19 protein-coding genes are annotated in these 21,175 nt (G+C 64.2%); 10 read left to right on the plus strand and 9 right to left on the minus strand.

From position 1 onward, the window contains the following. Positions 1–21: 21 nt before the first annotated feature. Both GPA_RS12020 and GPA_RS12025 read right to left on the minus strand, forming a co-directional pair. The gene (locus GPA_RS12020) at positions 22–2,388 is read right to left on the minus strand and encodes a molybdopterin-dependent oxidoreductase (RefSeq protein WP_015540023.1); all 2,367 of its coding nucleotides are present in this window, start codon (positions 2,386–2,388) and stop codon (positions 22–24) included. A gap of 94 nt (positions 2,389–2,482) precedes the next feature. Further along, the gene (locus tag GPA_RS12025) at positions 2,483–3,730 is read right to left on the minus strand and encodes an MFS transporter (RefSeq protein WP_015540024.1); all 1,248 of its coding nucleotides are present in this window, start codon (positions 3,728–3,730) and stop codon (positions 2,483–2,485) included. A 280-nt stretch (positions 3,731–4,010) separates the two neighbouring features. On the opposite strand from GPA_RS12025, the gene GPA_RS16915 reads away from it, so the two are divergent. Continuing rightward, complete coding sequence (locus GPA_RS16915) at positions 4,011–4,940, plus strand: LysR family transcriptional regulator (protein WP_049784142.1); 930 nt, start codon at positions 4,011–4,013, stop codon at positions 4,938–4,940. Between the two features lie 307 nt (positions 4,941–5,247). Here the strand turns inward: GPA_RS16915 and GPA_RS12035 are convergent, their stop codons facing one another. Next, positions 5,248–5,487 carry a hypothetical protein gene (locus GPA_RS12035; RefSeq protein ID WP_015540025.1) on the minus strand — a complete coding sequence of 80 codons (240 nt, stop codon included), beginning with the start codon at positions 5,485–5,487 and terminating at the stop codon, positions 5,248–5,250. 175 nt (positions 5,488–5,662) lie between these two features. Continuing rightward, positions 5,663–6,844, minus strand: coding sequence for a pyridoxal phosphate-dependent aminotransferase (locus GPA_RS12040; RefSeq protein WP_015540026.1), 1,182 nt, complete (start codon positions 6,842–6,844; stop codon positions 5,663–5,665). A gap of 250 nt (positions 6,845–7,094) precedes the next feature. Here GPA_RS12040 and GPA_RS12045 point away from each other — a divergent pair, with 250 nt between their 5' ends. Continuing rightward, on the plus strand, positions 7,095–7,526 hold the full coding sequence (locus tag GPA_RS12045; RefSeq protein ID WP_015540027.1) for a DUF2871 domain-containing protein: 432 nt from the start codon (positions 7,095–7,097) through the stop codon (positions 7,524–7,526). A gap of 56 nt (positions 7,527–7,582) precedes the next feature. On the opposite strand, the gene GPA_RS12050 is transcribed toward GPA_RS12045, so the two are convergent. From GPA_RS12050 to GPA_RS12060, 3 genes are all read right to left on the minus strand, one after another. Next, on the minus strand, positions 7,583–8,023 hold the full coding sequence (locus GPA_RS12050) for a universal stress protein (RefSeq protein ID WP_015540028.1): 441 nt from the start codon (positions 8,021–8,023) through the stop codon (positions 7,583–7,585). Positions 8,024–8,317: 294 nt separating this feature from the next. Further along, positions 8,318–8,788 carry a MarR family winged helix-turn-helix transcriptional regulator gene (locus GPA_RS12055; protein WP_015540029.1) on the minus strand — a complete coding sequence of 157 codons (471 nt, stop codon included), beginning with the start codon at positions 8,786–8,788 and terminating at the stop codon, positions 8,318–8,320. A gap of 251 nt (positions 8,789–9,039) precedes the next feature. Beyond that, the gene (locus tag GPA_RS12060) at positions 9,040–9,753 is read right to left on the minus strand and encodes a sulfite exporter TauE/SafE family protein (RefSeq protein WP_015540030.1); all 714 of its coding nucleotides are present in this window, start codon (positions 9,751–9,753) and stop codon (positions 9,040–9,042) included. 172 nt (positions 9,754–9,925) lie between these two features. Between GPA_RS12060 and pxpB the strand changes: the two genes are divergently transcribed. From pxpB to GPA_RS12095, 7 genes are all read left to right on the plus strand, one after another. Next, positions 9,926–10,654: a 5-oxoprolinase subunit PxpB gene (gene pxpB / locus GPA_RS12065; RefSeq protein WP_015540031.1), complete on the plus strand. Its 729-nt coding sequence runs from the start codon at positions 9,926–9,928 to the stop codon at positions 10,652–10,654. Between the two features lies 1 nt (position 10,655). Then, entirely contained in the window at positions 10,656–11,840 is a 1,185-nt protein-coding gene (locus tag GPA_RS12070) for a 5-oxoprolinase subunit C family protein (RefSeq protein ID WP_015540032.1), read from the plus strand. A gap of 21 nt (positions 11,841–11,861) precedes the next feature. Continuing rightward, the gene (accB, locus tag GPA_RS12075; protein ID WP_015540033.1) at positions 11,862–12,329 is read left to right on the plus strand and encodes an acetyl-CoA carboxylase biotin carboxyl carrier protein; all 468 of its coding nucleotides are present in this window, start codon (positions 11,862–11,864) and stop codon (positions 12,327–12,329) included. 15 nt (positions 12,330–12,344) lie between these two features. Then, on the plus strand, positions 12,345–13,694 hold the full coding sequence (accC, locus tag GPA_RS12080; protein WP_015540034.1) for an acetyl-CoA carboxylase biotin carboxylase subunit: 1,350 nt from the start codon (positions 12,345–12,347) through the stop codon (positions 13,692–13,694). 2 nt (positions 13,695–13,696) lie between these two features. After that, entirely contained in the window at positions 13,697–14,536 is an 840-nt protein-coding gene (locus tag GPA_RS12085; RefSeq protein WP_015540035.1) for a putative hydro-lyase, read from the plus strand. Positions 14,537–14,816: 280 nt separating this feature from the next. Continuing rightward, positions 14,817–15,851: a PDDEXK nuclease domain-containing protein gene (locus GPA_RS12090; RefSeq protein WP_015540036.1), complete on the plus strand. Its 1,035-nt coding sequence runs from the start codon at positions 14,817–14,819 to the stop codon at positions 15,849–15,851. Between the two features lie 66 nt (positions 15,852–15,917). Next, positions 15,918–16,682, plus strand: a complete 765-nt coding sequence (locus GPA_RS12095) for a LamB/YcsF family protein (protein ID WP_015540037.1) — start codon at positions 15,918–15,920, stop codon at positions 16,680–16,682. 146 nt (positions 16,683–16,828) lie between these two features. On the opposite strand, the gene GPA_RS12100 is transcribed toward GPA_RS12095, so the two are convergent. Both GPA_RS12100 and GPA_RS12105 read right to left on the minus strand, forming a co-directional pair. Further along, positions 16,829–18,079 (minus strand): Nramp family divalent metal transporter, encoded by a 1,251-nt coding sequence (locus tag GPA_RS12100; protein WP_041239575.1) that lies wholly within the window; start codon positions 18,077–18,079, stop codon positions 16,829–16,831. A gap of 454 nt (positions 18,080–18,533) precedes the next feature. Further along, on the minus strand, positions 18,534–19,490 hold the full coding sequence (locus tag GPA_RS12105) for a helix-turn-helix transcriptional regulator (RefSeq protein ID WP_041240481.1): 957 nt from the start codon (positions 19,488–19,490) through the stop codon (positions 18,534–18,536). A gap of 356 nt (positions 19,491–19,846) precedes the next feature. Between GPA_RS12105 and arcA the strand changes: the two genes are divergently transcribed. Further along, positions 19,847–21,064, plus strand: a complete 1,218-nt coding sequence (gene arcA, locus GPA_RS12110) for an arginine deiminase (protein ID WP_041239576.1) — start codon at positions 19,847–19,849, stop codon at positions 21,062–21,064. The last annotated feature ends 111 nt before the right edge of the window (positions 21,065–21,175 follow it).

A 21,175-nucleotide genomic window follows, 5' to 3' on the forward strand; every position in this document is an offset into this window, starting at 1 on the left:
TCGTAGTCGATCATCAATGCGTTAGCCATAGATAGCACCCACCTTCACGTCGCCGTTGGACTCGTCGATTACCTTGGAATAGCCCCCGCGCCTGGTGACCTGCTCGCCCGGCAGGACACGGCTGTTCTCCTCAGTGCACGGGTACACGCGGCACAGCTGGTTCGCGTACGGGGCGCCGAAGCCGGTGTCGCCGTTCTCGCACTGCGGGGTGAGGTTGTTGATGTTGGAGTCGAACACGCCGTACAGGTTCGGCTCCGCCCCCTCGGTCTCGGGGAACCACCAGCCGTGCTCGGCGCGCACCACGCGGTCGTCGAGCGAGGGGTTCACGTGCAGCTTCTGGCGGCAGCGGCCGCGCTGGTTCTCGATCCAGGCCCAATCGCCCTCGGAGAGGCCCGCGGCCTCGGCGGCGGCAGGGCTCATCTCGAACAGCGGGTCGGGGTGCAGCTCGCGCGACGTCGTGCCCTCCTGGCGATGCTCGGAATGGAAGAACTCGAAGGACCGCGCGCCGGTGGTCAGGACGAGCGGGTACTTCTCGGCGAGCTCGGGGCTGCTCACCGGAGAGCAGCTGGGCTCCTTGAAGTCGGGCAGCGGATCGTAGCCCCACAGCATGAGGTTCGTGTTGTACAGCTCGATGCGACCGGACGGCGTGTTGAACCCGGGCTGCCCGTCGGGGCGCAGCAGGCCCTTCTCGTGCTTGAGGTAGGTGAACGCCGGGTAGGACCACACGACCTTCTGCGCCTCCTCGAAGCTCTTGTAGGGCAGCTCGTCGTTCGTCTCGTGCTCGAAGATGTGGTTGATCCATCCCACGTTGTCGTCCCAGGGGAAGTTCTCGGGGTGCAGGCGTTTGCCCACCATGGTGACCAGGTCGTCGTCCGAAACGCACTCCTCGTACTGGGTGACCTTGGTGAGCGTGCGGTTCGGAACCCACCAGCAGCGCTGCGAGTTGCGTTCGGGAGACATGGCGGCGGGCAGCACCAGATCGGCGAAGGCGATGGCGGTTGGCGTCATGAACAGGTCGTTCACCACCACGAAATCGACGCTCTTCAAGGCGCGGAACAGGCGCGGCGCGTCGGCGCCCATGTTGGCGATGGGGTTCGTGGACGTCATCCACACCATGCGGATAGGATACGGCTCGCCGGTCTCGATGGCCTTCAGCACGGAGTCCGCATGGGCGGAGGAGCTGTAGCCCGCACGGCTCATCAGCGGGAACTCGGCCCCCAGGCGCTTCGCCTGCACCTCGGGCGGCAGCAGGTGGTACCCGTAGCCGTACGAGAGGTTCTGGTCGAAGGCGTTGCGGATGATGATGTTGCCGCCGGGATTGTCCACGTTGCCCGTGATGGCCCACAGCGAGTTGACGGCGCACGCGGTGGCGGTGGCGTTGGTGGTCTGGTCGAGCTTGAGCCCCCACTGGATGGCGGCGGGGTCGGCCTGGGCGTACAGGCGGGCGGCGCCCACGATGTCCTCGGCCTCGACCCAGCAAACCTCCGCAGCCCGCTCGGGCGTCCAGTCGCGCACGCGCTCGGCAAGCTCGTCGAAGCCGTAGCACCACTTGGCCACGAAATCGTGGTCGTAGAGGTCCTCGGAGATGATGACGTTGAGCATGGCCATGGCCAAAGCCGCGTCGGTGCCCGGCCGCACGCGCAGCCAGTACGCCGAGCGGGAGGCCAGCCAGGTGAGCGACGGGTCGATGGTGATCATCTTGGAGCCGCGCTGCATGCAGTCCACGATCCAGCCGCCGAAAAAGTTGTCGGAGTTCGAGACGACCGCGTTGCAGCCCCAGTTCACGATGACTTCGGGGCAGCGCCAGCCCGTGCTCTCGTCGTAGCGCTTCTCGAACTGCTGCGAGCAGTCGGCGATCATGAAGTCGCCGTTCTGCGACGCCATCGACGCGGAGCGCGGGCAGAAGCAGGAGTCGCCGGCCAGATAGCCCATGGAGAAGTTCGGCGATCCGAACGCCGCGTAGCACAGGTACGGTATCTGGTCGCAGTTGTTGCGCCCGGTGCCGATATGACAGACGATGGACTCGGGGCCGTAGTCCTTCCAGATGGCGCGTACCTTTTCCTCGATGAGGTCGAGCGCCTCCTCCCAGGACACGCGCTCCCATTTGTTCTCGCCCCGCTCGCCGGCACGCTTCATGGGGTGGCCGAGGCGCGTGGGGTTGTTCACGAACTCGGGCATCTCCAGGCAGCGCATGCACAGCGCGCCCTGGTTGAACGGGTTGTCGGGGTCGCCCTCCACCTTCTCCAGCTTGCCGTCCTTCGTGTAGTACAGCACGCCGCAGCCGTCGTGGCAACCGGGCCCCGACCAGGCGGTCGTGCGCGTGACGGTGTACTCGCCGTCCTGCCACTGCCATTCGCCTCGGTGGCTTTCGTAGTAATCGTTCGACATGGATGTCTCCTCTCTTTGTTGCTTCGATGTGCGAACCGAACAGGGGAAGCAGGCAATCCTCCTGGAATGCCGTGCGCTTGGCGCGCCGTCTCGCTTAGGCGTCGTGATGCAGCTCGACCTTGCCGTAGCCGTCATCGTATTTGGACATATCGGTGAAGCCCGCCAGCACGAACTGGAGCACGCCCAGCACCACGATGACGATGCTGCAGGGAAGCAGCAGGTCGGTGACCGCCTGCGCGCCCAGCAATCCCATGACCAGCGTTGCCACCGGAGTCGCAAGGAAGCAGCCGGCCTGATGGAACGCCGTGTTGAACCCCATGGCGCGCGTGGCTGCGCCAATGGGCACCAGGTTCGTGATCATGTTGCCCGTGGCGGGGATCACGATGGCGAAGCCCCAATGCCCCACGAGGAACGTCGCGATGTACACCACGAGGTTGAAGCTGCCCGGCTGCGCGTTGAGGGCGCAGACGACGTACAGCACGCCCAGGAACAGCCCCGCTACCGGCAGCGTCCACTTCTTGAGCTTCTTGTACACCGGCCCCAGCGTGAAGCCCGTGACGGCGCCCACAAGCGTCATGGCCGAGAGCACCCAACCGGAGATGGCCGAGTCGGGCAGCACGAACGAGCAGTACAGGATCGTGGGCATGGCGAACGCAACGATAAGCGTGAGCATGAGCATGTACAAAAAGGCGATGGGCGGTATCTTCGTCTTCACCTCGCCGCCCGTCTCGGCAGCGAGCTCGGCCGCCTGCTCGGAATCACGCTCGGGCTCTTTCAGCATGAAGATGACGATGACGAGCGGGATGATGCCGATCAGGTAGACCAGGAAGCACGCCTGCCAGCTCACAAGCGCAAGGTACCCGCCGGCAAGCTCCATGATCAGGCTTCCCAGATTGAAGAACGCCATGCCGGCGCCGAGGATGCTCGCGCGCTTGTTCTCGTTGTCGAACGTCTTGAACGTGAGCGCCTGGGCGAGCGGGTACGACCACCCTACCGCGAAGCCGAACACGAAGCGCGAGACCAGCAGCATGCCGAACGATTCGCCACTCCCCATGAAGAACGGCCAGCAACCTGAAACGATGTACAGGACGATGGCGGCTATGATGGAGGTACGGTACTTGATGAACCGGCCCGTGACCGCGCCCGAGATGATGCCCGACGGAATCATGCCGAGCGCCACCATGCTGATCACGTAGCCGATGTTCGGCCCCGCCTCCGGAAACGCCGCCCCCATGGTGGCCAGGCCGGCGTTGACGCCTCCTTGGGAGGCGCCGAGCGCGAAGATCGCCATGATGGGAATGATCGCCTTGTTGAACCCCTCTTTAACCTGTGCGGAACTCATAGAATTCCCCTTCCTCTCGGCTGTTCTGCCGAATTCGGCCCGCTTCCCCGTTCGGTCCGGCATCGGATGGGGCGCATTATAGGAAGGGCATGCCGCATGGAAATAATGATAAAAAGCTCCGCGATGGATTCTTTTTATGCCTGCCGCCCATGCCGCCCGGGAATTCGAACCATGCCGGGCGAATGTGGTATGTTGGTTCGAGCGAGAGGTGGAAAAGGGAATCTCATAGATCGAAAACACATCGTTGACCTCGGTGGTTATAACAGGGGGCGAGTCGGCTTTGGATATCAGCGCCTTCAACGAGTTCGTCGAGCTGGCCAAGAGGCTGAACATCACGGAAACAGCCCGCATGCTCAACATGTCCCAGCCAACGCTGAGCAAGCACATCATCTCGTTCGAGAAGGAACTGCGCTTGTCGCTGTTCGAGCGGACGGGATCTGCCATGCGCCTCACCGAGGCCGGCAATGCGCTGCTCCCCTTTGCATACAAGATCCTCGATGCGCAGAGCATGTTCTACGAGGAGGCACGCCGCATAAAGAGCGAGGCGCCGGCACGCCTTTCCGTGACGGGACTCACCGACGAGACGGTCGTGATGGCCCTGCTCGGACGCTTCATCACCTCTGCGGAAAGCGAGTACGGCACCGGCTTCATCCAGGTTCGAAGCTGCCACCATAAACGGCCCATCGACTTCGTCAAGGCCGGCTCCATCGACGTCGCCTTCGATTACTTCGAACCCAGCGAGCTCGATGACGACACCGTGGGGGCCGTGATCGTGGGCCGTTGCCCATGGGCCGCCATCGTCGACGCCGGCCACCCCTTCGCAAACCGCGCATCCATCGACATCGAGGATCTTCGCCACGAGACGCTGGTCAGGATAGAGGGCGCGCACGTCAGCGAGGCATGGCGGTTTATCGAGCGGGCCTGCCTGCTCAACGGGTTCGCACCGAAAACACGGCGAAGGTACTCCATGCGCCTGACCGATCTTCTCACGCTCTCGTCGACCATCGGCAACGACGTGCTCATCGCCGGGGTCAACTTCGTGAAGCGCATCGAAGCGGGGCTCCCCTCGTCATGCCGCGTGATCGAGCTCACCGGCGAGGCGACCTCGTTTCCCCTTTCGGCCCTGTACCACATAGGGAACCTCAACCCGGCGCTCGATCGCTTCATCGACTTCATGGAAGCCGACCTTGCCGAGCGCGAACACTGTTAGGAATCGCCATGCCCTGCTACCCGTGCAACCACTGCAACAAATGCGGGATATTCTCCCTCAAACTTGAGCTCACCTGCTCCTCATGCGGCGAACCCGTCAAGCCAGGCGCAGCCGCGTGCCCTTCGTGCCATGAACCCTATTTGCACAACATGAGGCGCGGGGCTATCGGCAAGCCACAGGGAGCATCCGACTATTACACGGCCCAGGAAGCGCTCCGCGCGAATGGCGAAAGCCGAGCACTATGACAAGGGGCGCGCCGTTGCGATAACGGCGCGCCCCTTGCTCTAAAGATCCAACAGCCAGATTCTCACATCCGGCGTTCGCGGTAATCGGCAAGCGCCCTCTCGACAATCTCCTTGTTCATGCAAACCGTCCACGTGGGCTCCGAAACGCTTTGCTGGACGGCCATGCCCTCCACACCGAGGAGCACCTGGGGCTCGCCGTTCGTTTCAGTCACCTTTACCTGCGCCTTCATGGCCCCAGGCTCGAATACGTAGTGGTCGATGCCCGTCGCCTCGTCGTACACGTGCTCCGATACCGTCAGCATGTTCTCCTCCTGTCGATCGCCGCCTACTTGACGTTGCTCGCAGTGTAGGTTCTGACCAGCGCATAGGGGAAATGCGGTTTTGCCGAACGCTCTATGCCGTGGCGGCATACCCCGCAACGAAGCGACGGCGGCCCTCCGGCCGCCGTCGCTTCGTTGCGCGCGAAGTTGGGAGCCCCTACCCCCGGTACTCCTCCATGAGCGCCTTGAACGCGGGCATCGAGCGCTCGATGGTGGCGCGCGAAACGCAGTAGCTCACGCGCACCCAGCCGGGAACGCCGAAGCTGTCGGAGGGCACCAGCAGGAGCTCATGGGCCTTCGCGCGGTCGCTGAACGCCTGGGCGTCGTCCTCAAGCGCGCGCACCCACAGGTAGAACGCGCCGTCGGGCTCCACGAACTCGTAGCCCAGCGCGCCCAGGCCCTCGGTAAGCAGGCGGCGGTTCTCGGCGTAGGACGCCACGTCGCTCGGCTCGTCGATACAGGCGGCAATCACGCGCTGGAACAGCACCGGCGCGCAGATGAACCCGAGCGCGCGTCCCGCGCCTGCCACAGCCGTGGACACCTCGGCCGCATCGTCCATGAGGTCGGACACGTAGATATAGCCGATACGCTCGCCCGGCAACGAGAACGACTTCGAGTACGAGTAGCATACGATGGTGCGCGGCCACACGCACGGCACGTAGGGAACCTCGGCGCCGTAGGTGATCTCTCGGTACGGCTCGTCGCTGATGACGTAGATCTTGCGTCCCAGCTCGGCCTCCTTGCGCGCCAGCAGCGCGGCGAGGGCCTCCAGGTTCTCGCGCGTGTACACGGCGCCCACCGGGTTGTTCGGCGAGTTGATGATGACGGCGGCCGTCGCGGGCCCGATGGCCGCGTCCAGCGCATCGATGTCAAGCTGGAAGTCGGGCACATGCGCCGGCACTTCCACGCGCGTGCAGCCGGCGGTCTCTATCCACACCTGGTACTCGGGGAAGAACGGCGCGATGACGACCACCTCGTCGCCCGGCTCCGTGACGGCGCAGATGGAGATGGCCAGGCCCGCCGCGGCACCCGCCGTCAGGTACACCTGGTCGGGCGAGGCCGGCACGTCGAAGCGGCGGCGGATATGGTCGGCCACCGCGGCCCGCACGCGCGGGTCGCCAGCCGCCGGCGAGTAGCCGTGCAGCGCGCTCGGCTCCTCCTCCATGAGCTCGAGCACCGCCTGCTTCACGGCGTCGGGCGCGGGCACGCTGGGGTTCCCGATGCTGAAGTCGAACACGCTGTCGGCGCCGATCTCCGCCTTGCGCGCCATGCCGTACGCGAACAGCTCGCGAATCGCGCTCGGCTCCGCTCCCAGCCCGTACATTCTCTCGTTCACCATGTGCACCACGTCCTCGTCTTCCCGCCTGCTTTAGATGATGAACAGGGTAGCACAACGGGCAGCGCGCCGGGCCAACGACGCACGCGCCGCCCGGCCGAGGGCACGCATGCCCGGCCACGCTTCCGTCCGGCGCGGCCGGGCATGCGCGCTCGTTCGCATCTTCGGAACAGTTTGCCCGAACCCCTTGCACCCCCGCGGGCGAAGGCTCATAATGAACGTCGTTCATATATTGTTATTCGAAAGGAAACATATGAAGCGCCTCATCAACACCGCCCTCGTCTACCTCATTGCCGGCGCGGCCGCCGGCGTGTTCTTCCGCGAGTTCACGAAGCTCTCCGGCTTCTCCGGGCAGACCGTGCTCGGGTTCATGCACCCGCATCTGCTGGCGCTCGGGTTCCTGGTGTTCCTCATTGCCACGCTGTTCGCCCTCGCCAGCGATTTCACGGGCGACCGGCTGTTCAAGCCGTTCTTCATCGTGTACAACATCGGGGTGGCCGTCACGGCCGGCATGATGCTCGTGCGCAGAGTGGCGCAGGTCACGGGCACGGTGCTGCCGCTGCCCGACGCGGCGCTCTCGGGCATCGCGGGCATCGGGCACATCATGGTGGGCGTGGGGCTGGTGCTGCTCGTGATCATGTTCAAGCGGGTCGTCGACCGCAAGGCGGCCGCTGCGCGCGCCTAGCGCGCACCGCGGCGCAAAACAAGGGGAACCCAGGCCGGAACCGACCTGGATGAAGCTCACGCCTGCTTGACCACCAGGACGTCGCAGCGCAGGTTGCGGATGAGGTAGGTGGACACGCTGCCCACGAACACGTACTTGATGTTGGAGAGCCCGCGCTCGCCGCACACGACCAAGTCGGGCGCGAAGGGCTCGATGAGCTGCTCGGCCAGCGTCTCGGCCACGCGGCCTGCACGAACCCGCACCTCGACGGACGGGATGGCGGGATTGTCGCGCACCGCGCGGAGCTCGTCGGCAAGCTCGTCCTCGATGCGCGCGACGCCTTCCGCGCACAGGGCGTCGAAGTCGGCCCCGTTCGCCTCGTTGGGAACCGAGTCGATCACGTGGCCGAACAAAAGCCGTGCCCCGTTGTCGGCCGCGAGCGCCGCAGCCCGCTGGGCCACCGCCTCCTGCGTGGATGCGCCGTCGAGTGCTGCGAAGATGCGTTGGTACTGCGCCATAAGATGCTCCTTGCCTCGCCCTGCCCCTATTGTACCGGTTCCAAGGCGCGCCCGTGAACCCCCGGCGCGCGCCGTTTCGGCAACGGAACCGCTGGCTGGCTGCCGCGGCGCCCAGCGCGCTGCGCGTCGCCTGCGGGCACGGTGAACGGTCGCGATAGCCAGACGCAGCAGAGGGTATGACGAGCGGTCGCAGCAGAGGGCGCGGGGGCGACGTGAGCCTTGCAACAAGAAAGGGGCCGACGCGCGTTCAGCGTCGACCCCCTCCAAAAGCATCCGGTACGCGTAGTCGGCAGGCTAGCAGCAGTGGCAGCTGTGCGCCTTGCGGCCCTTTTTCTTGCCGTTGATACCCTTGTCCTTGCAGGACAGGATGAGCTTCTCGGTGAGGGCGTTCAGCTGGGCCACCTCGTCCGCAGACAGGCAGTCGAGGATGCTCTCGGCCGTCTTGTCGTTGGCGGCCACGCGCTTCTCGGCCACCTTGCGGCCCTCGTCGGTCAGCTTCACGGCGTAGGTGTGCTTCGCATCGCAATCCTCGATGGTCACGTAGCCGTTGCGCTCGGCCTTCTTCACGATGCCCTTGAGGTCGCTGCGGTCCATGCCCATGGTCTTCACCAGCTCGCGCTGCGTGGTGCCGTCGTTCGCCAGCAAGGCGTTCAGCAGGGCGCCCTGGCCGCGCTTGTAGCTTTTCGGGCCGTTCTTGTGGAACGCGAGGCGCGTGAGCTTGCTGGCCTTCTTCAGCTGCGCCAAAGTCTTGGTTGCTTCGGTCATGAGGGGTTCCTTCTTCCGGTTCTTCGTCTCTCTCGTCGGTTGACGTTGACACTATAGCCCTGTTCCCCGCATGCAACCTGTTATTCACATAATGTTCAAAGAACAATAGTTATACGAGGTGAATACGCATAAGTATATTATTCATGAATAATATAACGAAAGATGATTCATACCCTAGCTAGCGAAAAAGCAAGCCAAGCGCTCCCCCGTCCGCCCAAAAGGGAGCCCGTCGGCCCAGAGCCACAGCGAGCCTACGACGTCACCAACAGCACCATGCCGATGAACAGCAGCAGGACGTAGGTGAGCTTCAGGAACTTCTCCTGGCTGATCTTCTTCTGCAGCTTGCTGCCCAGCACGGTGGCCACGACGGCCAGCGGGATGCACATGACGATGATCTGCACGACGTCGCCCGTGAAGTGGCCTTGCTGGAACGCGATGCACGCGTAGATGAAGTTCAGCACCGTCCAGATAAGCGAGAGCGTGATGCGGAACTCCTGCTGGTCGCGCAGCTTCTGCACCGCGTAGATCACCAGCAGCGCGCCGCCCGACACGAACATGCCCTGGATGAGGCCCGCCAGCGCCAGGATGATCCACAGCGCCCACTCCGGCAGGAACTTCTGACGGGTGAAGATGAGGTTCTTCGCGCCGATGAACACGATCACGGCACCGTAGATCTTCAGCAGCACGTGCAGCGGCATGAGCGTGTCCAGCCAGATGCCCACCACCATGAACACGATCATGACGGCGATGATCTTGCCGAACTCACGCCAGTTCACGTGCTTGATGTTCAGCACGGCCAAAAGGCCGCACGCGAAGAAGCCCATCGCGTTCAGGATGGACACGGTGGGGCTCAACCCCAGGAGCGTGGCGCCCACGGGCATGGCGAATATGTTGCCGGCGAAGCCGGTGATGGCCTGGACGGTGTAAGCGAAGAAGAACGCCGCAAGAAACAGTGCTTTTTCCATATATGCTACAATCCTATCGAGATAACCAATATATAAGTGTAGCATTGATGGGCAGAGCCATCGATGCGTACCGGTGGACGATGCCGGTACCGGGCCCCTGCGGTCGCACGGCGACGCGGCCGAACCCCTGCGATCACGCACCAGCGGCCCAACGGACGAGGAACGGAACCACATGGCGGGATTCAGCATCACCATCGCCGGCGATTCGGCGCTCAACCTGGAGTTCGCTCATTCGATCTCCCCGGAGACGAGCGCGATGATCCGCCTAGCTGCGGAGAACCTCACCGCCGACCCCATCGAGGGCATCACCGAGCTCGTGCCCACGTTCTGCTCGCTCATGGTGTACTACAACCCCTTGGTCGTCACGTTCGACGAGCTGTCCGCACGCCTGCGCGGGAAGCTGCGCGACGTGGGCGAGGCCGACCTCTCAGTGCGCAAGATCGTGCAGATACCCGTGTGCTACGGCGGCGAGTACGGCCCCGACCTGGCCAACGTGGCCGAGCACGCCGGGCTCACCCCGCAGGAGGTCGTGGACATCCACACCGCGCACGATTACCTCATTGACATGCTGGGATTCCTGCCCGGCTTCGCCTACCTGGGCGGCCTCGACGAGCGCCTGCACACGCCGCGCCTTGCCACGCCGCGCACGCGCATCGAGCCGGGCAGCGTCGGGATAGGCGGCGCGCAGACGGGCATCTACCCGCTGGCCTCACCCGGCGGCTGGCAGATCATCGGCCGCACGCCGCTGCGCCCCTACGACCCGGACCGCGCCGAGCCCATCCTGTACGCGGCCGGCGAGTACCTGCGCTTCGTGCCCATCACGACCGACGAGTACGCCGCCATCGAGCAGCAGCTGGCCGCGAGCACCTACGAGTACCAGATCTTCGTGGAGGACGAATAACATGGGCCTCGTCGTCAGAAAACCCGGCGTGTACACGTCGATCCAGGACAACGGCCGCTTCGGTTACCAGGGCAGCGGCTTCTCCACGAACGGCGTCATGGACCACCGGGCCTACACGATAGCGAACCTGCTGGTAGAGAACGAGCCGAACGCGCCGGTGCTTGAGTTTGCGCTGGCCGGGCCTATGCTGCGCTTCACCACGAAGACGATCATCGCCCTCACGGGCGCCGACTTCGGCGCCACCATCGACGGCGAGCCCGCCCCGCGCTACACCGCCCTCATGGTGAAGCGCGGCTCCATCCTGCGCTTCGGCGCCGCGAAGACGGGCTGCTACGGCTACCTGGCCATCGCAGGCGGCAGCGTGCGCGTGCCCGAGGTCATGGGCAGCCGTTCCACGAACCTGAAGTGCGAGTTCGGCGGCTGGAAGGGGCGGACGCTCATGACGGGCGACTACCTCCCGTTCGTGACGAAGAGCCTGGACTTCCTGCCGAACCTGGGCTCGCACCGCATCGACCCCGACCCGTTCTACGGGTTCGAGGAAGGCGAGGTGCGCGTGCGCGTGGTACCCGGCCCGCAGGAGGATCTGTTCACCAACCAGGGCATCGAGACCTTCTACGGCCAAACCTACACCACCACCGCGAAGTGCGACCGCATGGGATACCGCCTGGACGGCCCGGAGATCGAGACGAGGCACGGGTCGGACATCATATCGGACGGCATCGCGTTCGGCGCCGTGCAGGTGCCCTCGCACGGGCGGCCCATCATCATGCTGGCCGACCGCCAGACCACGGGCGGCTACGCGAAGATCGGCACCATCGCCACCGTGGACATCCCCAAGCTCGTGCAGCGCCCGCCGGGCAGCCGCGTGCGCTTCGAGCCCGTGACGGTCCAGCAGGCCCAGGAATTGCTGCGCGCCGAAGCGCGCCAGTTCGAGATGCTGGCGCTGAAAGTGCGCCGGCCCAGCGCCGACGGCATCTCGCCCCGCCGCACGGCCCGCCGCCTCACGCCCATCTTGGAGCGCCAGGCGGCGAAGACGCAGGCCGACACGCTGTGGATCGACCGCGCGAACCGCGCCGAGCGGGTGGGGAGCCGCAACGCGCTGCAGTACGACGAAGCCCCCGACAAGAAGGCGGGCGCCAACGACGCCCCGCAGAATGCGAGCCGCGGCAACGGCCGCACCGCCTAGAGAAGTGCAAGGAGAAGCGCCATGGACACGAAAGCCATCGAAGAACTCATCGCCATCATGGACAAGGCCGAGCTCACGGCCCTGCGCGTGGACGACGGCGAGACGAAGATAGAGCTGGAGCGAAGCCACGGCCCGCTCCCGTCGTCGGCCCTGCCGCTCATGGCCGACCGGGTGAGCGCGCTTCTGGCCGGCAAGACGGAGAGCCACGAGGCCGCCGCGCTCGAGGACGTGGACAAGGACTCGCTTCTGGTGCGCAGCCCCATGGTGGGCATGTTCTACCTGTCGCCGAGCCCCGACGAGGACCCGTTCGTCAAGGTAGGCCAGGAGGTGCTGTCGGGCCAGACCATGGCCATCGTGGAGGCCATGAAGATGATGAACGAGATCACGGCGCCCACCCCCGGCGTAGTGGTGGAGGTGCTGGCCGCCAACGGGACGCAGGTGGAATACGACCAGCCGCTGTTCCGCATCGCCACCGCCGAAGCGCGCTAGGGCGCGGGGGCTGCCATGTTCGAGAAGATCCTCATCGCCAACCGCGGCGAGATAGCGGTGCGCATCATCCGCGCGTGCCGCGCCATGAACATCAAGACCGTGGCCGTGTACTCCACGGCCGACAAGCACGCGCTGCACGTGTACCTGGCCGACGAGAGCGTGTGCATCGGTCCGCCCGCCGCGCGCGACTCGTACCTGAACATCGCGGCCATCCTGTCCGCCGCGAAGGGCACCGGCGCGCAGGCCATCCACCCCGGCTACGGCTTCCTGTCCGAGAACTCCACGTTCGCGAAGCTCTGCCGCGAGAACGACATCGTGTTCATAGGCCCCGCGCCCGAGGTCATCGACCGCATGGGCAACAAGAGCCAAGCGCGCAAGACCATGATGGAGGCCGGCGTGCCCGTGGTGCCCGGCACGAAGGAGCCGGTGCATGCCCCGGAGGAGGCGCTTGCGAAGGCGCGCGACGTAGGCTGGCCCATCATGATCAAGGCGTCGTCGGGCGGCGGCGGCAAGGGCATGCGCGTGAGCCTGTCCGAGGACGACTTCTGCGAGCAGTTCAGCATCGCGCAGCGCGAGAGCGTGGGCGCGTTCGGCGACAACACCATGTACCTGGAGCGCTGCGTCATGAACCCGCGCCACGTGGAGGTGCAGGTCATCGCCGACACGTACGGCACCGTGGTGGCGCTCGGCGAGCGCGACTGCTCCGTGCAGCGCAACCATCAGAAGATGATCGAGGAAAGCCCCTCCCCCGCGCTGTCCGAGGAGGTGCGCGCCGAAATGCTGGATGCCGCCGTGCGCGCGGCGCAGGCCGTGGGCTACACGTCGGCCGGCACGATTGAGTTCCTGCTGGACGACCAGATGAACTACTACTTCATGGAGATGAACACACGCGTGCAGGTGGAGCATTCCGTGACCGAGATGGTCACGGGCACCGACATCGTGCAGGAGATGATCCGCGTGGCGGCGGGCGACCCGCTCACGTTCACGCAGGACGACATAACGTATCGCGGCCACGCCATCGAGTGCCGCGTGAACGCCGAGCAGCCCGAGCGCGGGTTCCTGCCGTCGCCCGGCACCATCTCGCAGATGCACCTGCCCGGCGGCAACGGCGTGCGCGTGGATACGGCCGCCTTCGACGGCTACGAGATCTCGCCCTACTACGACTCCATGATAGCCAAGATCATCGTGCACGGTCGCGACCGCACCGAGGCCATCGCCAAGATGCGCACCGCGCTGGAGGAAATGGTGGTGGTGGGTGTGAAGACGAACCTGGACTTCCAGTACGCCATCATGGAGAACGAGACGTTCGCCGCCGGCGCAGCCGACACCAGCTTCATCGACCGCTTCATGAAGGGCGAGGTGTAATCATGATCGATGTTCCGGAACCCGCCAAGCCCGAGGGCGTCGCCGACGAGGTGTGGGCGCAGATGCTTGCCGCGTCGCCGGTGGAGGCGCGCCGGCTCATCCGCTCGGGCGACTTCACGGCGCCCACAAGCGGCCTCTGCCCCGGGTACGCGCAGGCGAACCTCATCGTACTGCCGCGCGAGCAGGCATACGACTTCCTGCTGTTCGCGCAGCGCAACCCCAAGCCGTGCCCGCTGCTGGAAGTGACCGAGGTGGGCGCGCGGCAGGCTACCATCTGCGCCACCGACTGCGACATCGCCACCGACTTCCCTCGCTACCGCATCTACGAGCACGGCCAGCTGGTGGCCGAGGTGGACAACGTCGAGGACTACTGGCGCGACGACTTGGTTTCGTTCGTCATCGGGTGCTCGTTCTCGTTCGAGAGCGAGCTCATCGAGGCCGGCATCGAGATCCGCCACAACACCATGGGCTGCAACGTGCCCATGTATCTGACCGGCGTGCCATGCACCCCGGCGGGCAGCATGTCCGGCAACATGGTCATGTCGATGCGCCCCATCCCGTACGACCAGGTGGTGAAGGCGGTGCAGATCTCCGGCGCCATCCCCAAGGTGCACGGCGCGCCCCTCCACATCGGCGATCCGGCGGCTATCGGCGTGCGCGACCTGGCCCACCCCGAGTTCGGCGACCCCGTCGAGATCCGCGAGGGCGAAGTGCCTGTGTTCTGGGCCTGCGGCGTCACGCCCCAGTCCATCGTCATGAACAGCAAGCCGCCGTTCGCCATCACCCACGCGCCGGGCTGCATGCTCATCACCGACACGAAGAACATCGACCTGAAAGAATAGAACCCCGGAACAACTGCTCTGCGAGGGAAAATCGTCGGGGCTGTATCAGCCTCGACACCAAGCAGCAAAAATCCCCCGCCTTTCTTTTTGGAAGGCGGGGGATTTTTGCTCTTGCAATTAAACCTTCAGTGTATTAGGTTATGCGCTACAAAGAACCAGTGCAGGCGCCGCTTCCGAACAGACAGCCCATAGATGGTAGCGCGTTCCCCCGTTGCCCGTACCACGCCTGCAAGATCCAGCAAGATCTTCTCATCCTTGGGAACCGAAGAGGAGGCTTGCCATGTCTTATGAAGAAATCGCATCCTACGAGTCCGTTTTCAACGACATCAAGCGCGTGTTGGAACAGGGGCGTCGGCGTGCTATTGCGCACGTGAACCATGAGATGCTGGTCACGTACTGGAATGTCGGCCGCATCATAGTGGAACACGAGCAGGAAAACCCCGATCGCGCGGAGTACGGCGCTGCAACGCTCAAGCGGTTGTCTCGAGAATTGACCGAGACATACGGCAAGGGGTTCTCGCGCTCGAATCTGCAGAACATGCGCCTACTCTATCTGGATTATCCAATTTGCCAGACACTGTCTGGCAAATTGAGTTGGTCGCATTATTGCGAGCTTTTGAGCATCTCGGATCCTGACAAGCGGCGTTTCTACGAGCGAGAATGCATCGAAGCCGGATGGTCGGTACGTGAGCTCAAGCGACAGATATCGACATCGCTGTACGAGCGGCTGATCCAATCGGGCAGCACTTGGAGCATGCAGCGCAGGCTCTCCCCCTCGAACGACGAAGCCCGCGTCGTGCAACCCGCCGATATCATCAAGGATCCATACGTCTTCGAATTCCTGGGAATTCCCGACGACGCACCCCTCCCGGAGAGCGAGCTTGAACGAGCACACGTCACCCATATTGAGAAATTCCTCCTTGAACTGGGTCAGGGCTTTATGTTCGTGGGCACGCAGCAGCGGATCACGCTCAACAACACTCACTACCATGTCGACATGGTCTTCTACAACAAGCTGCTCCGAGCATACGTGCTCATCGAGTTGAAAACCTCCAAGCTGATGCCGGAAGCGGTCGGGCAAATCAACATGTACCTGAACTACTATGCTTGCGAAATTAACGACGAGTTCGATAATCCTCCCATCGGCATCATCTTATGCACGGACAAAGACGCCGTCACAGCCGAATACGCGCTCGGAGGATTGCAGAACACCGTTTTCGCCTCGCGATACGTATCTCACGTACCCGGTAAAAAGCAGCTGATACAGCAAGTGGAAAGCGTGCTGGTAGATTGGGGGCAATCCGAAGGCGCGTGAAGTATTCGCAGCGTGCCGACCCTTGCTCTACAATAGGAGCTAACACCGTGGGAAAGAAGGCAGCTTATGTACCGTATCGACCTCAACAGCGACCTGGGCGAGAGCTTCGGGCGCTATACGCTCGGGCTCGACGACCAGATCATCCCGCTCGTTTCCAGCGCGAACGTTGCGTGCGGGCAGCATGCGGGCGACCCGATGGTCATGCGCGACACCGTACGCATGGCAGCGGATGCCGGCATAGCCATCGGCGCGCATCCCGGCTACCCCGACCTGCAGGGCTTCGGCCGCCGCGACATGAACCTGTCGCCCGACGAGGCTTACTCGTACATGCTGTACCAGATAGGCGCGCTGCAAGCGTTCTGCGCCGCCGCCGGCGTCCCGCTTCGGCACGTGAAGCCGCACGGCCAGCTGTACAACCATGCCGCCGTGGACCCGGAGCTGGCCGCCGCGCTCGCCCAGGCGGTGCGCGACGTGGACGACCGTTTGGTGCTGGTGGGCCTGGCGAACAGCGCGCTCGTGGACGAGGGGCGAAAGATCGGCCTGGTCACCGCCGAGGAGTTCTTCACCGACCGCAACTATACGGACGAGGGCAAGCTGGTGAGCCGCAACGACCCCGCCGCGCTCATCCGCAACGAGGAGGAGGCTATCGAGCGGGTGAAGAACGCCATCCGCGACGGCGCCATCCTCTCCGTGAACGGCAAGCTCATCGACCTGCATGCCGACACGATCTGCGTGCACGGCGACTCCCCTTCCGCCCTTGCCTTCGTGCGCCGCATCCGCGAGGCCCTGGAGCAGGACAGCATTGCCATCAAGCCCGTGAGCGCGCGCTAGGCAGCAGCCGCGCTGCCCGTTCGCGACGCAGGGGCTCGACGCTCTGCCTGACTGCGCCCCGCCGCCCCCTCCAACGCAAGACGCCCGCCGAAACGGCGGGCGTCTTGCGTTGGAGCGAAACGGGCGCTTCTGCAATAGCGAAAGCCCTAGCCCCCGATGAGCGCCTGGAGCGATGCCAAGAAGCTGGACATGTTGCGGTAGCACATGAACAGCGTGATCACGATGATCACCACGCCCGCGCAGTTCGCGAAGAGGTGGTTGCGCCACTTGCCCAGGTCCTTGCCGTTCGCGCAGTAGATGACGAAGAACGCCATGATGGGCAGCAGGATGGCGTTCGCCGCCTGCGCCACCAGGATCAGCTCGGTGGGGCTCTTGCCCAGCGCCACGGCCATCACGCAGCCGGCCACCAGCACGATGATCCAGATGAGCTTGAAGCGCAGGTCCTTCGTCGTCTTCTTCCAGCCCAGCACGCCGTTCACGGCATACGCGGCGGAGAACGAAGCCGTAATGGCGCTCGAGAAGCCGGCGCACAGAAGCCCCAGGCCGATCATCCACGTGGCCCACGAGCCCAGCAGCGGCTGCAGCGCCAACGCCATGTCCTTGCCGTTCGCCACCACGGCATCGGTGCCGTAGATGTTGGCGGCGGCGCAGATGAGGATGGCCATGGAGATGATGCCGCCCAGGCCGATGCTCAGGATGGTGTCAAAGCGGGCGTCGGAAACCTGCTCGGGGTCCTTGAAGCGCTCGGAGGCACCGGACGCATGCAGGAACAGGTTATACGGCACGATGGTGGTGCCGATGAGGCCCACGGCCGTGAGGATGCCCTTCGAGCCTTCTTCGGGCAACGTCGGCACGAAGAGGCCCGTGGCGATGGCGCCCCAGTCAGGCGACGACGCGATGGCCGTGACGAAGAACACCACGCCCATGAACACCACGATGGCCGTGAGGATGACCTCGACCACCTTGTACGAGCCGATCCACATGGCGATGAACGCCAGCACACCCAGCACGATGACGATGGGGATCATCGGCACGTCGGGCAGGACCGCCTGGATGCCCAGGATGCCGCCCGTGATGTTGCCCGTCTCGTATGCGATGTTGCCCACGAAGATGGCGATGATAACAATCACGATCGCAATCCACATCAGCGCCTTGTTGGGAATACGATCGCGGATGTTTTCACCCAGTCCCTTGCCCGAGACGATGCCCACGCGCGACGCCATCTCCTGGAAGATGATGGTGGCCACCGTGGCGAACAACAGCGCCCACAGCATGGTGTAGCCGTAGCTCGCACCCGAAACCGTGCACGTGGTGACGGTGCCGGGCCCGATGAAGCCGGCCGCCACGAGCGCGCCGGGGCCCACGTTCTTGAATTTCTGTACCAATGTACTGCTCATACCCTCTCCTTTCCCTTCTCACGTTGGGGCCGACCTTCTTGCCTCCCCAATGATCCCCCTTGCATGTTTCGCCTCGGTTGCGCGAAACCTGCGGCGCGGTGCGCCGCGCAGATTCGTCTACTTTAGCAGAACGGAGGACACGCGTATATGGAAGAACGGCGCGGTGTCGCCGGTTGGCAGCGACACCGCGCCGAACGCACGCCTGCATCGCCATCGCTATCGAATCCGGCATCGAAGCGGGATCGGCCAAGGCCGCTCGCGCGCGGACTCCGCCCTGGGCGAGGCGCTGTGCACCAGTTCGACTTCCTGGTCAGCGGCATCGTGATCATGTTGAGAAGATGGCTGGCGGAGCAGTAGAGCGAACGCAACAGGGGAGCGTGCCAAAAGCCCGGGGGTAATGGCACATTTTCCGATGCGCCATTACCCCCGGGCTTTTGGCACGCTCTAGGCCGTTCTACGATGTCTTCCAGAAATCCTGGACGAGGGCCTGGCGGTTCGGCTGGCCCGTTTTCTGCAGGATGTTGTGCACGTGCACCTTCACGGTGCTCAAGGCCAGGTGCATGGCGGAGGCGATGTTCTGGTTGTCCTTGCCCACCAGCACGTAGCGCAGCACCTCGCACTCGCGCTCGGACAGGCGGTAGCGCTTGCCGTACAGGAGCAGGTTGTCGTCGATGAGCTCCTCCTGCCGGCCGCCCTCGTGCATGGGAGGCCGCTCGAAGCGCAGCGACAGCACGCGGAAGGCATCGCGGCAGGCGAAGAACGCGCAGCACAGCATGAGCACGTTCTCGGCGAAGTTGCGCTCGGGTGCATAGGCGCGCGGCCCGAGCAGGACGGGGTCGGGCAGCAGGAACACGCAGACGTCCTCCGCAACGATCATCAGGCCCAACACCCACAGCAACACGTAGAGCAAGCGGTGGCGGCGCAGGCGGTTGCGCCCGGACTCGTCCTTCGTCACGAGGAAGCGGAACCCGGCGAACAGCAGCATCCAGAACAGGTACAGCTCGCGCGGGAAGTAGAACAGGAAGCTGCGCAAATCGCCCTCGGGCAGCAGCGCCAGCACGGCCACGCTCGCCGCCACGAACAGCACGGCCGGCGCCACCTTGAACACACGGCGCTCCTCGCCCAGGTAATCGCATACCAAAAGCCAGAACGACGTGAGGAACCCGCCGCCCGTCACCACGAGCACCAGCGACACGACCACCGCGTACGCCGCGCCCAGCCCCGCGTCGGCGCCGGTGAAGAAGTCGTCTTGGAACACCCACGCCACGTCGAAGAAGTAGAACAGGAAGCCAGCGAAGGCGTACCGCATGGCGCGCTTGCGCGATACCAGGTAGGCGGAAAGGCATGCTGCCGATGCCATGATAGAACCCAACAGCACGAAGAGCGTGTAGTGGAAGAGCACGAATCCCACGAAGGAGTACCTCTTTCCTCGCTTGCGCACGGCCGCCTGCAACATGACCCATGATACACGAATCGGCATCGTTTCGGAAAAGGCTGCGGCATCCGAGCCGAACGCGCGCGGCCGCAGTGTATGGTTGCAGGATGCGCACTGCTCCCACCTGCGGTTTATTTGAGGTTTAGCGTCTTTCCCGGCCGGGTACACCCCGATCGATGCACCGGTAAACCCGCTTTACATCTTTCCTTCACGCAGCGGAGGGCGCATGGTGAGACCAACGCGTCACGGCATCGCGCCGCGGACGCACTTGGCGAAGAAAGGCCGGCGCGCTTAAAGGACGCGCGGGCCGACAAACCGAAGGAGGGTTGCACATGTCAGGAGTGAACGTCAAGAGCGAGATCAAGCCCTTGAAGAAAGTCCTGCTGCACCGCCCGGGCAAAGAGCTTCTGAACCTGACGCCGAACACGCTCGAAGAGCTGCTGTTCGACGACATCCCGTTCTTGAAGGTCGCCCAGGAGGAGCATGACGCGTTCGCGCAGGCTCTGCGCGACAACGGCGTCGAAGTGTTTTACCTGGAAGACCTCATGGCTGAGGTTCTCGAGGCCAACCCCGAGCTGCGCGAGCAGTTCCTCAAGCAGTGGATCGAAGAAGCCGGCATCCGCACGGATCGCTACCAGAAGATCATCTTCGACTACCTGCAGGAGAACTACCCCGGCGCCAAGGACCTCGTGCTGAAGACGATGGAGGGCATCAACCTCACCGAGCTCCACACCGACAAGTCCAACTCGCTGGTGGACCTGGTGTCCGAGTCCTCCAAGATGGTCGTCAAGCCCATGCCGAACCTGTACTTCACCCGCGACCCGTTCGCGATGATCGGCAACGGCGTGTCCATCAACCGCATGTACTCCGAGACCCGCAACCGCGAGACCATCTACGGCGAGTACATCTTCAAGTACCATCCGATGCTCAAGGGCACGCCTGAGTACTACAGCCGCTACAACACGTTCCACATCGAGGGCGGCGACATCCTCAACATCAACGACAAGGTGCTGGCCATCGGCATTTCCCAGCGCACCGAGCCCGATGCCATCGACGCTATCGCGAAGAACATCTTCGGCGATCCGACGAGCCCCATCGAGACCATCCTGGCGTTCAACATCCCGAACTCCCGCGCCTTCATGCACCTCGACACCGTGTTCACGCAGATCGACACGGACAAGTTCACCATCCACCCCGGCATCATGGGCCCGCTGACGGTGTTCGAGATCACCGCCGAAGGCGACGGCATCAAGGTCAAGGAAGTGAACGGCACGCTGGAGAGCATCCTGGAGACCTACGTCGGCCATCCCGTGGAGCTCATCCCCTGCGGCGGCGGCGACCGTATCGCGGCCGAGCGCGAGCAGTGGAACGACGGCTCGAACACGCTGTGCATCGCCCCGGGCAAGATCGTGGTGTACGAGCGCAACGACGTCACGAACAAGGTGCTGCGCGACAAGGGCCTCGACCTCATCATCGTGCCCTCCGCCGAGCTGTCCCGCGGCCGTGGCGGCCCGCGCTGCATGAGCATGCCCATCGAGCGCGAGGACTAAGCTCTTCCGCTATCACCGGTGGTCGCGCGCGACGCGCTCCGCGTGGCCACCTCTTCCCCCTGCGCCCCCTGCGCTGAATCCGGTCCCAAATGGCGAACGAGAACCGGATTC

Origin of the sequence: Gordonibacter pamelaeae 7-10-1-b, from assembly GCF_000210055.1 — a bacterium.
Taxonomy (GTDB): Bacteria; Actinomycetota; Coriobacteriia; order Coriobacteriales; family Eggerthellaceae; genus Gordonibacter; species Gordonibacter pamelaeae.

Excerpts from the sequence above, each read along its gene's own strand:
- GPA_RS12040 (WP_015540026.1), bottom strand. The coding sequence starts at position 6,844 with ATGGTGAACGAGAGAATGTACGGGCTGGGAGCGGAGCCGAGCGCGATT.
- GPA_RS12050 (WP_015540028.1), bottom strand. The coding sequence starts at position 8,023 with ATGGCGCAGTACCAACGCATCTTCGCAGCACTCGACGGCGCATCCACG.
- GPA_RS12095 (WP_015540037.1), top strand. The coding sequence starts at position 15,918 with ATGTACCGTATCGACCTCAACAGCGACCTGGGCGAGAGCTTCGGGCGC.
- GPA_RS12020 (WP_015540023.1), bottom strand. The coding sequence starts at position 2,388 with ATGTCGAACGATTACTACGAAAGCCACCGAGGCGAATGGCAGTGGCAG.
- arcA (WP_041239576.1), top strand. The coding sequence starts at position 19,847 with ATGTCAGGAGTGAACGTCAAGAGCGAGATCAAGCCCTTGAAGAAAGTC.
- GPA_RS12060 (WP_015540030.1), bottom strand. The coding sequence starts at position 9,753 with ATGGAAAAAGCACTGTTTCTTGCGGCGTTCTTCTTCGCTTACACCGTC.
- GPA_RS12025 (WP_015540024.1), bottom strand. The coding sequence starts at position 3,730 with ATGAGTTCCGCACAGGTTAAAGAGGGGTTCAACAAGGCGATCATTCCC.
- GPA_RS12090 (WP_015540036.1), top strand. The coding sequence starts at position 14,817 with ATGTCTTATGAAGAAATCGCATCCTACGAGTCCGTTTTCAACGACATC.
- GPA_RS12085 (WP_015540035.1), top strand. The coding sequence starts at position 13,697 with ATGATCGATGTTCCGGAACCCGCCAAGCCCGAGGGCGTCGCCGACGAG.
- GPA_RS12070 (WP_015540032.1), top strand. The coding sequence starts at position 10,656 with ATGGGCCTCGTCGTCAGAAAACCCGGCGTGTACACGTCGATCCAGGAC.
- accC (WP_015540034.1), top strand. The coding sequence starts at position 12,345 with ATGTTCGAGAAGATCCTCATCGCCAACCGCGGCGAGATAGCGGTGCGC.
- pxpB (WP_015540031.1), top strand. The coding sequence starts at position 9,926 with ATGGCGGGATTCAGCATCACCATCGCCGGCGATTCGGCGCTCAACCTG.
- accB (WP_015540033.1), top strand. The coding sequence starts at position 11,862 with ATGGACACGAAAGCCATCGAAGAACTCATCGCCATCATGGACAAGGCC.
- GPA_RS12100 (WP_041239575.1), bottom strand. The coding sequence starts at position 18,079 with ATGAGCAGTACATTGGTACAGAAATTCAAGAACGTGGGCCCCGGCGCG.
- GPA_RS12035 (WP_015540025.1), bottom strand. The coding sequence starts at position 5,487 with ATGCTGACGGTATCGGAGCACGTGTACGACGAGGCGACGGGCATCGAC.
- GPA_RS12045 (WP_015540027.1), top strand. The coding sequence starts at position 7,095 with ATGAAGCGCCTCATCAACACCGCCCTCGTCTACCTCATTGCCGGCGCG.
- GPA_RS12055 (WP_015540029.1), bottom strand. The coding sequence starts at position 8,788 with ATGACCGAAGCAACCAAGACTTTGGCGCAGCTGAAGAAGGCCAGCAAG.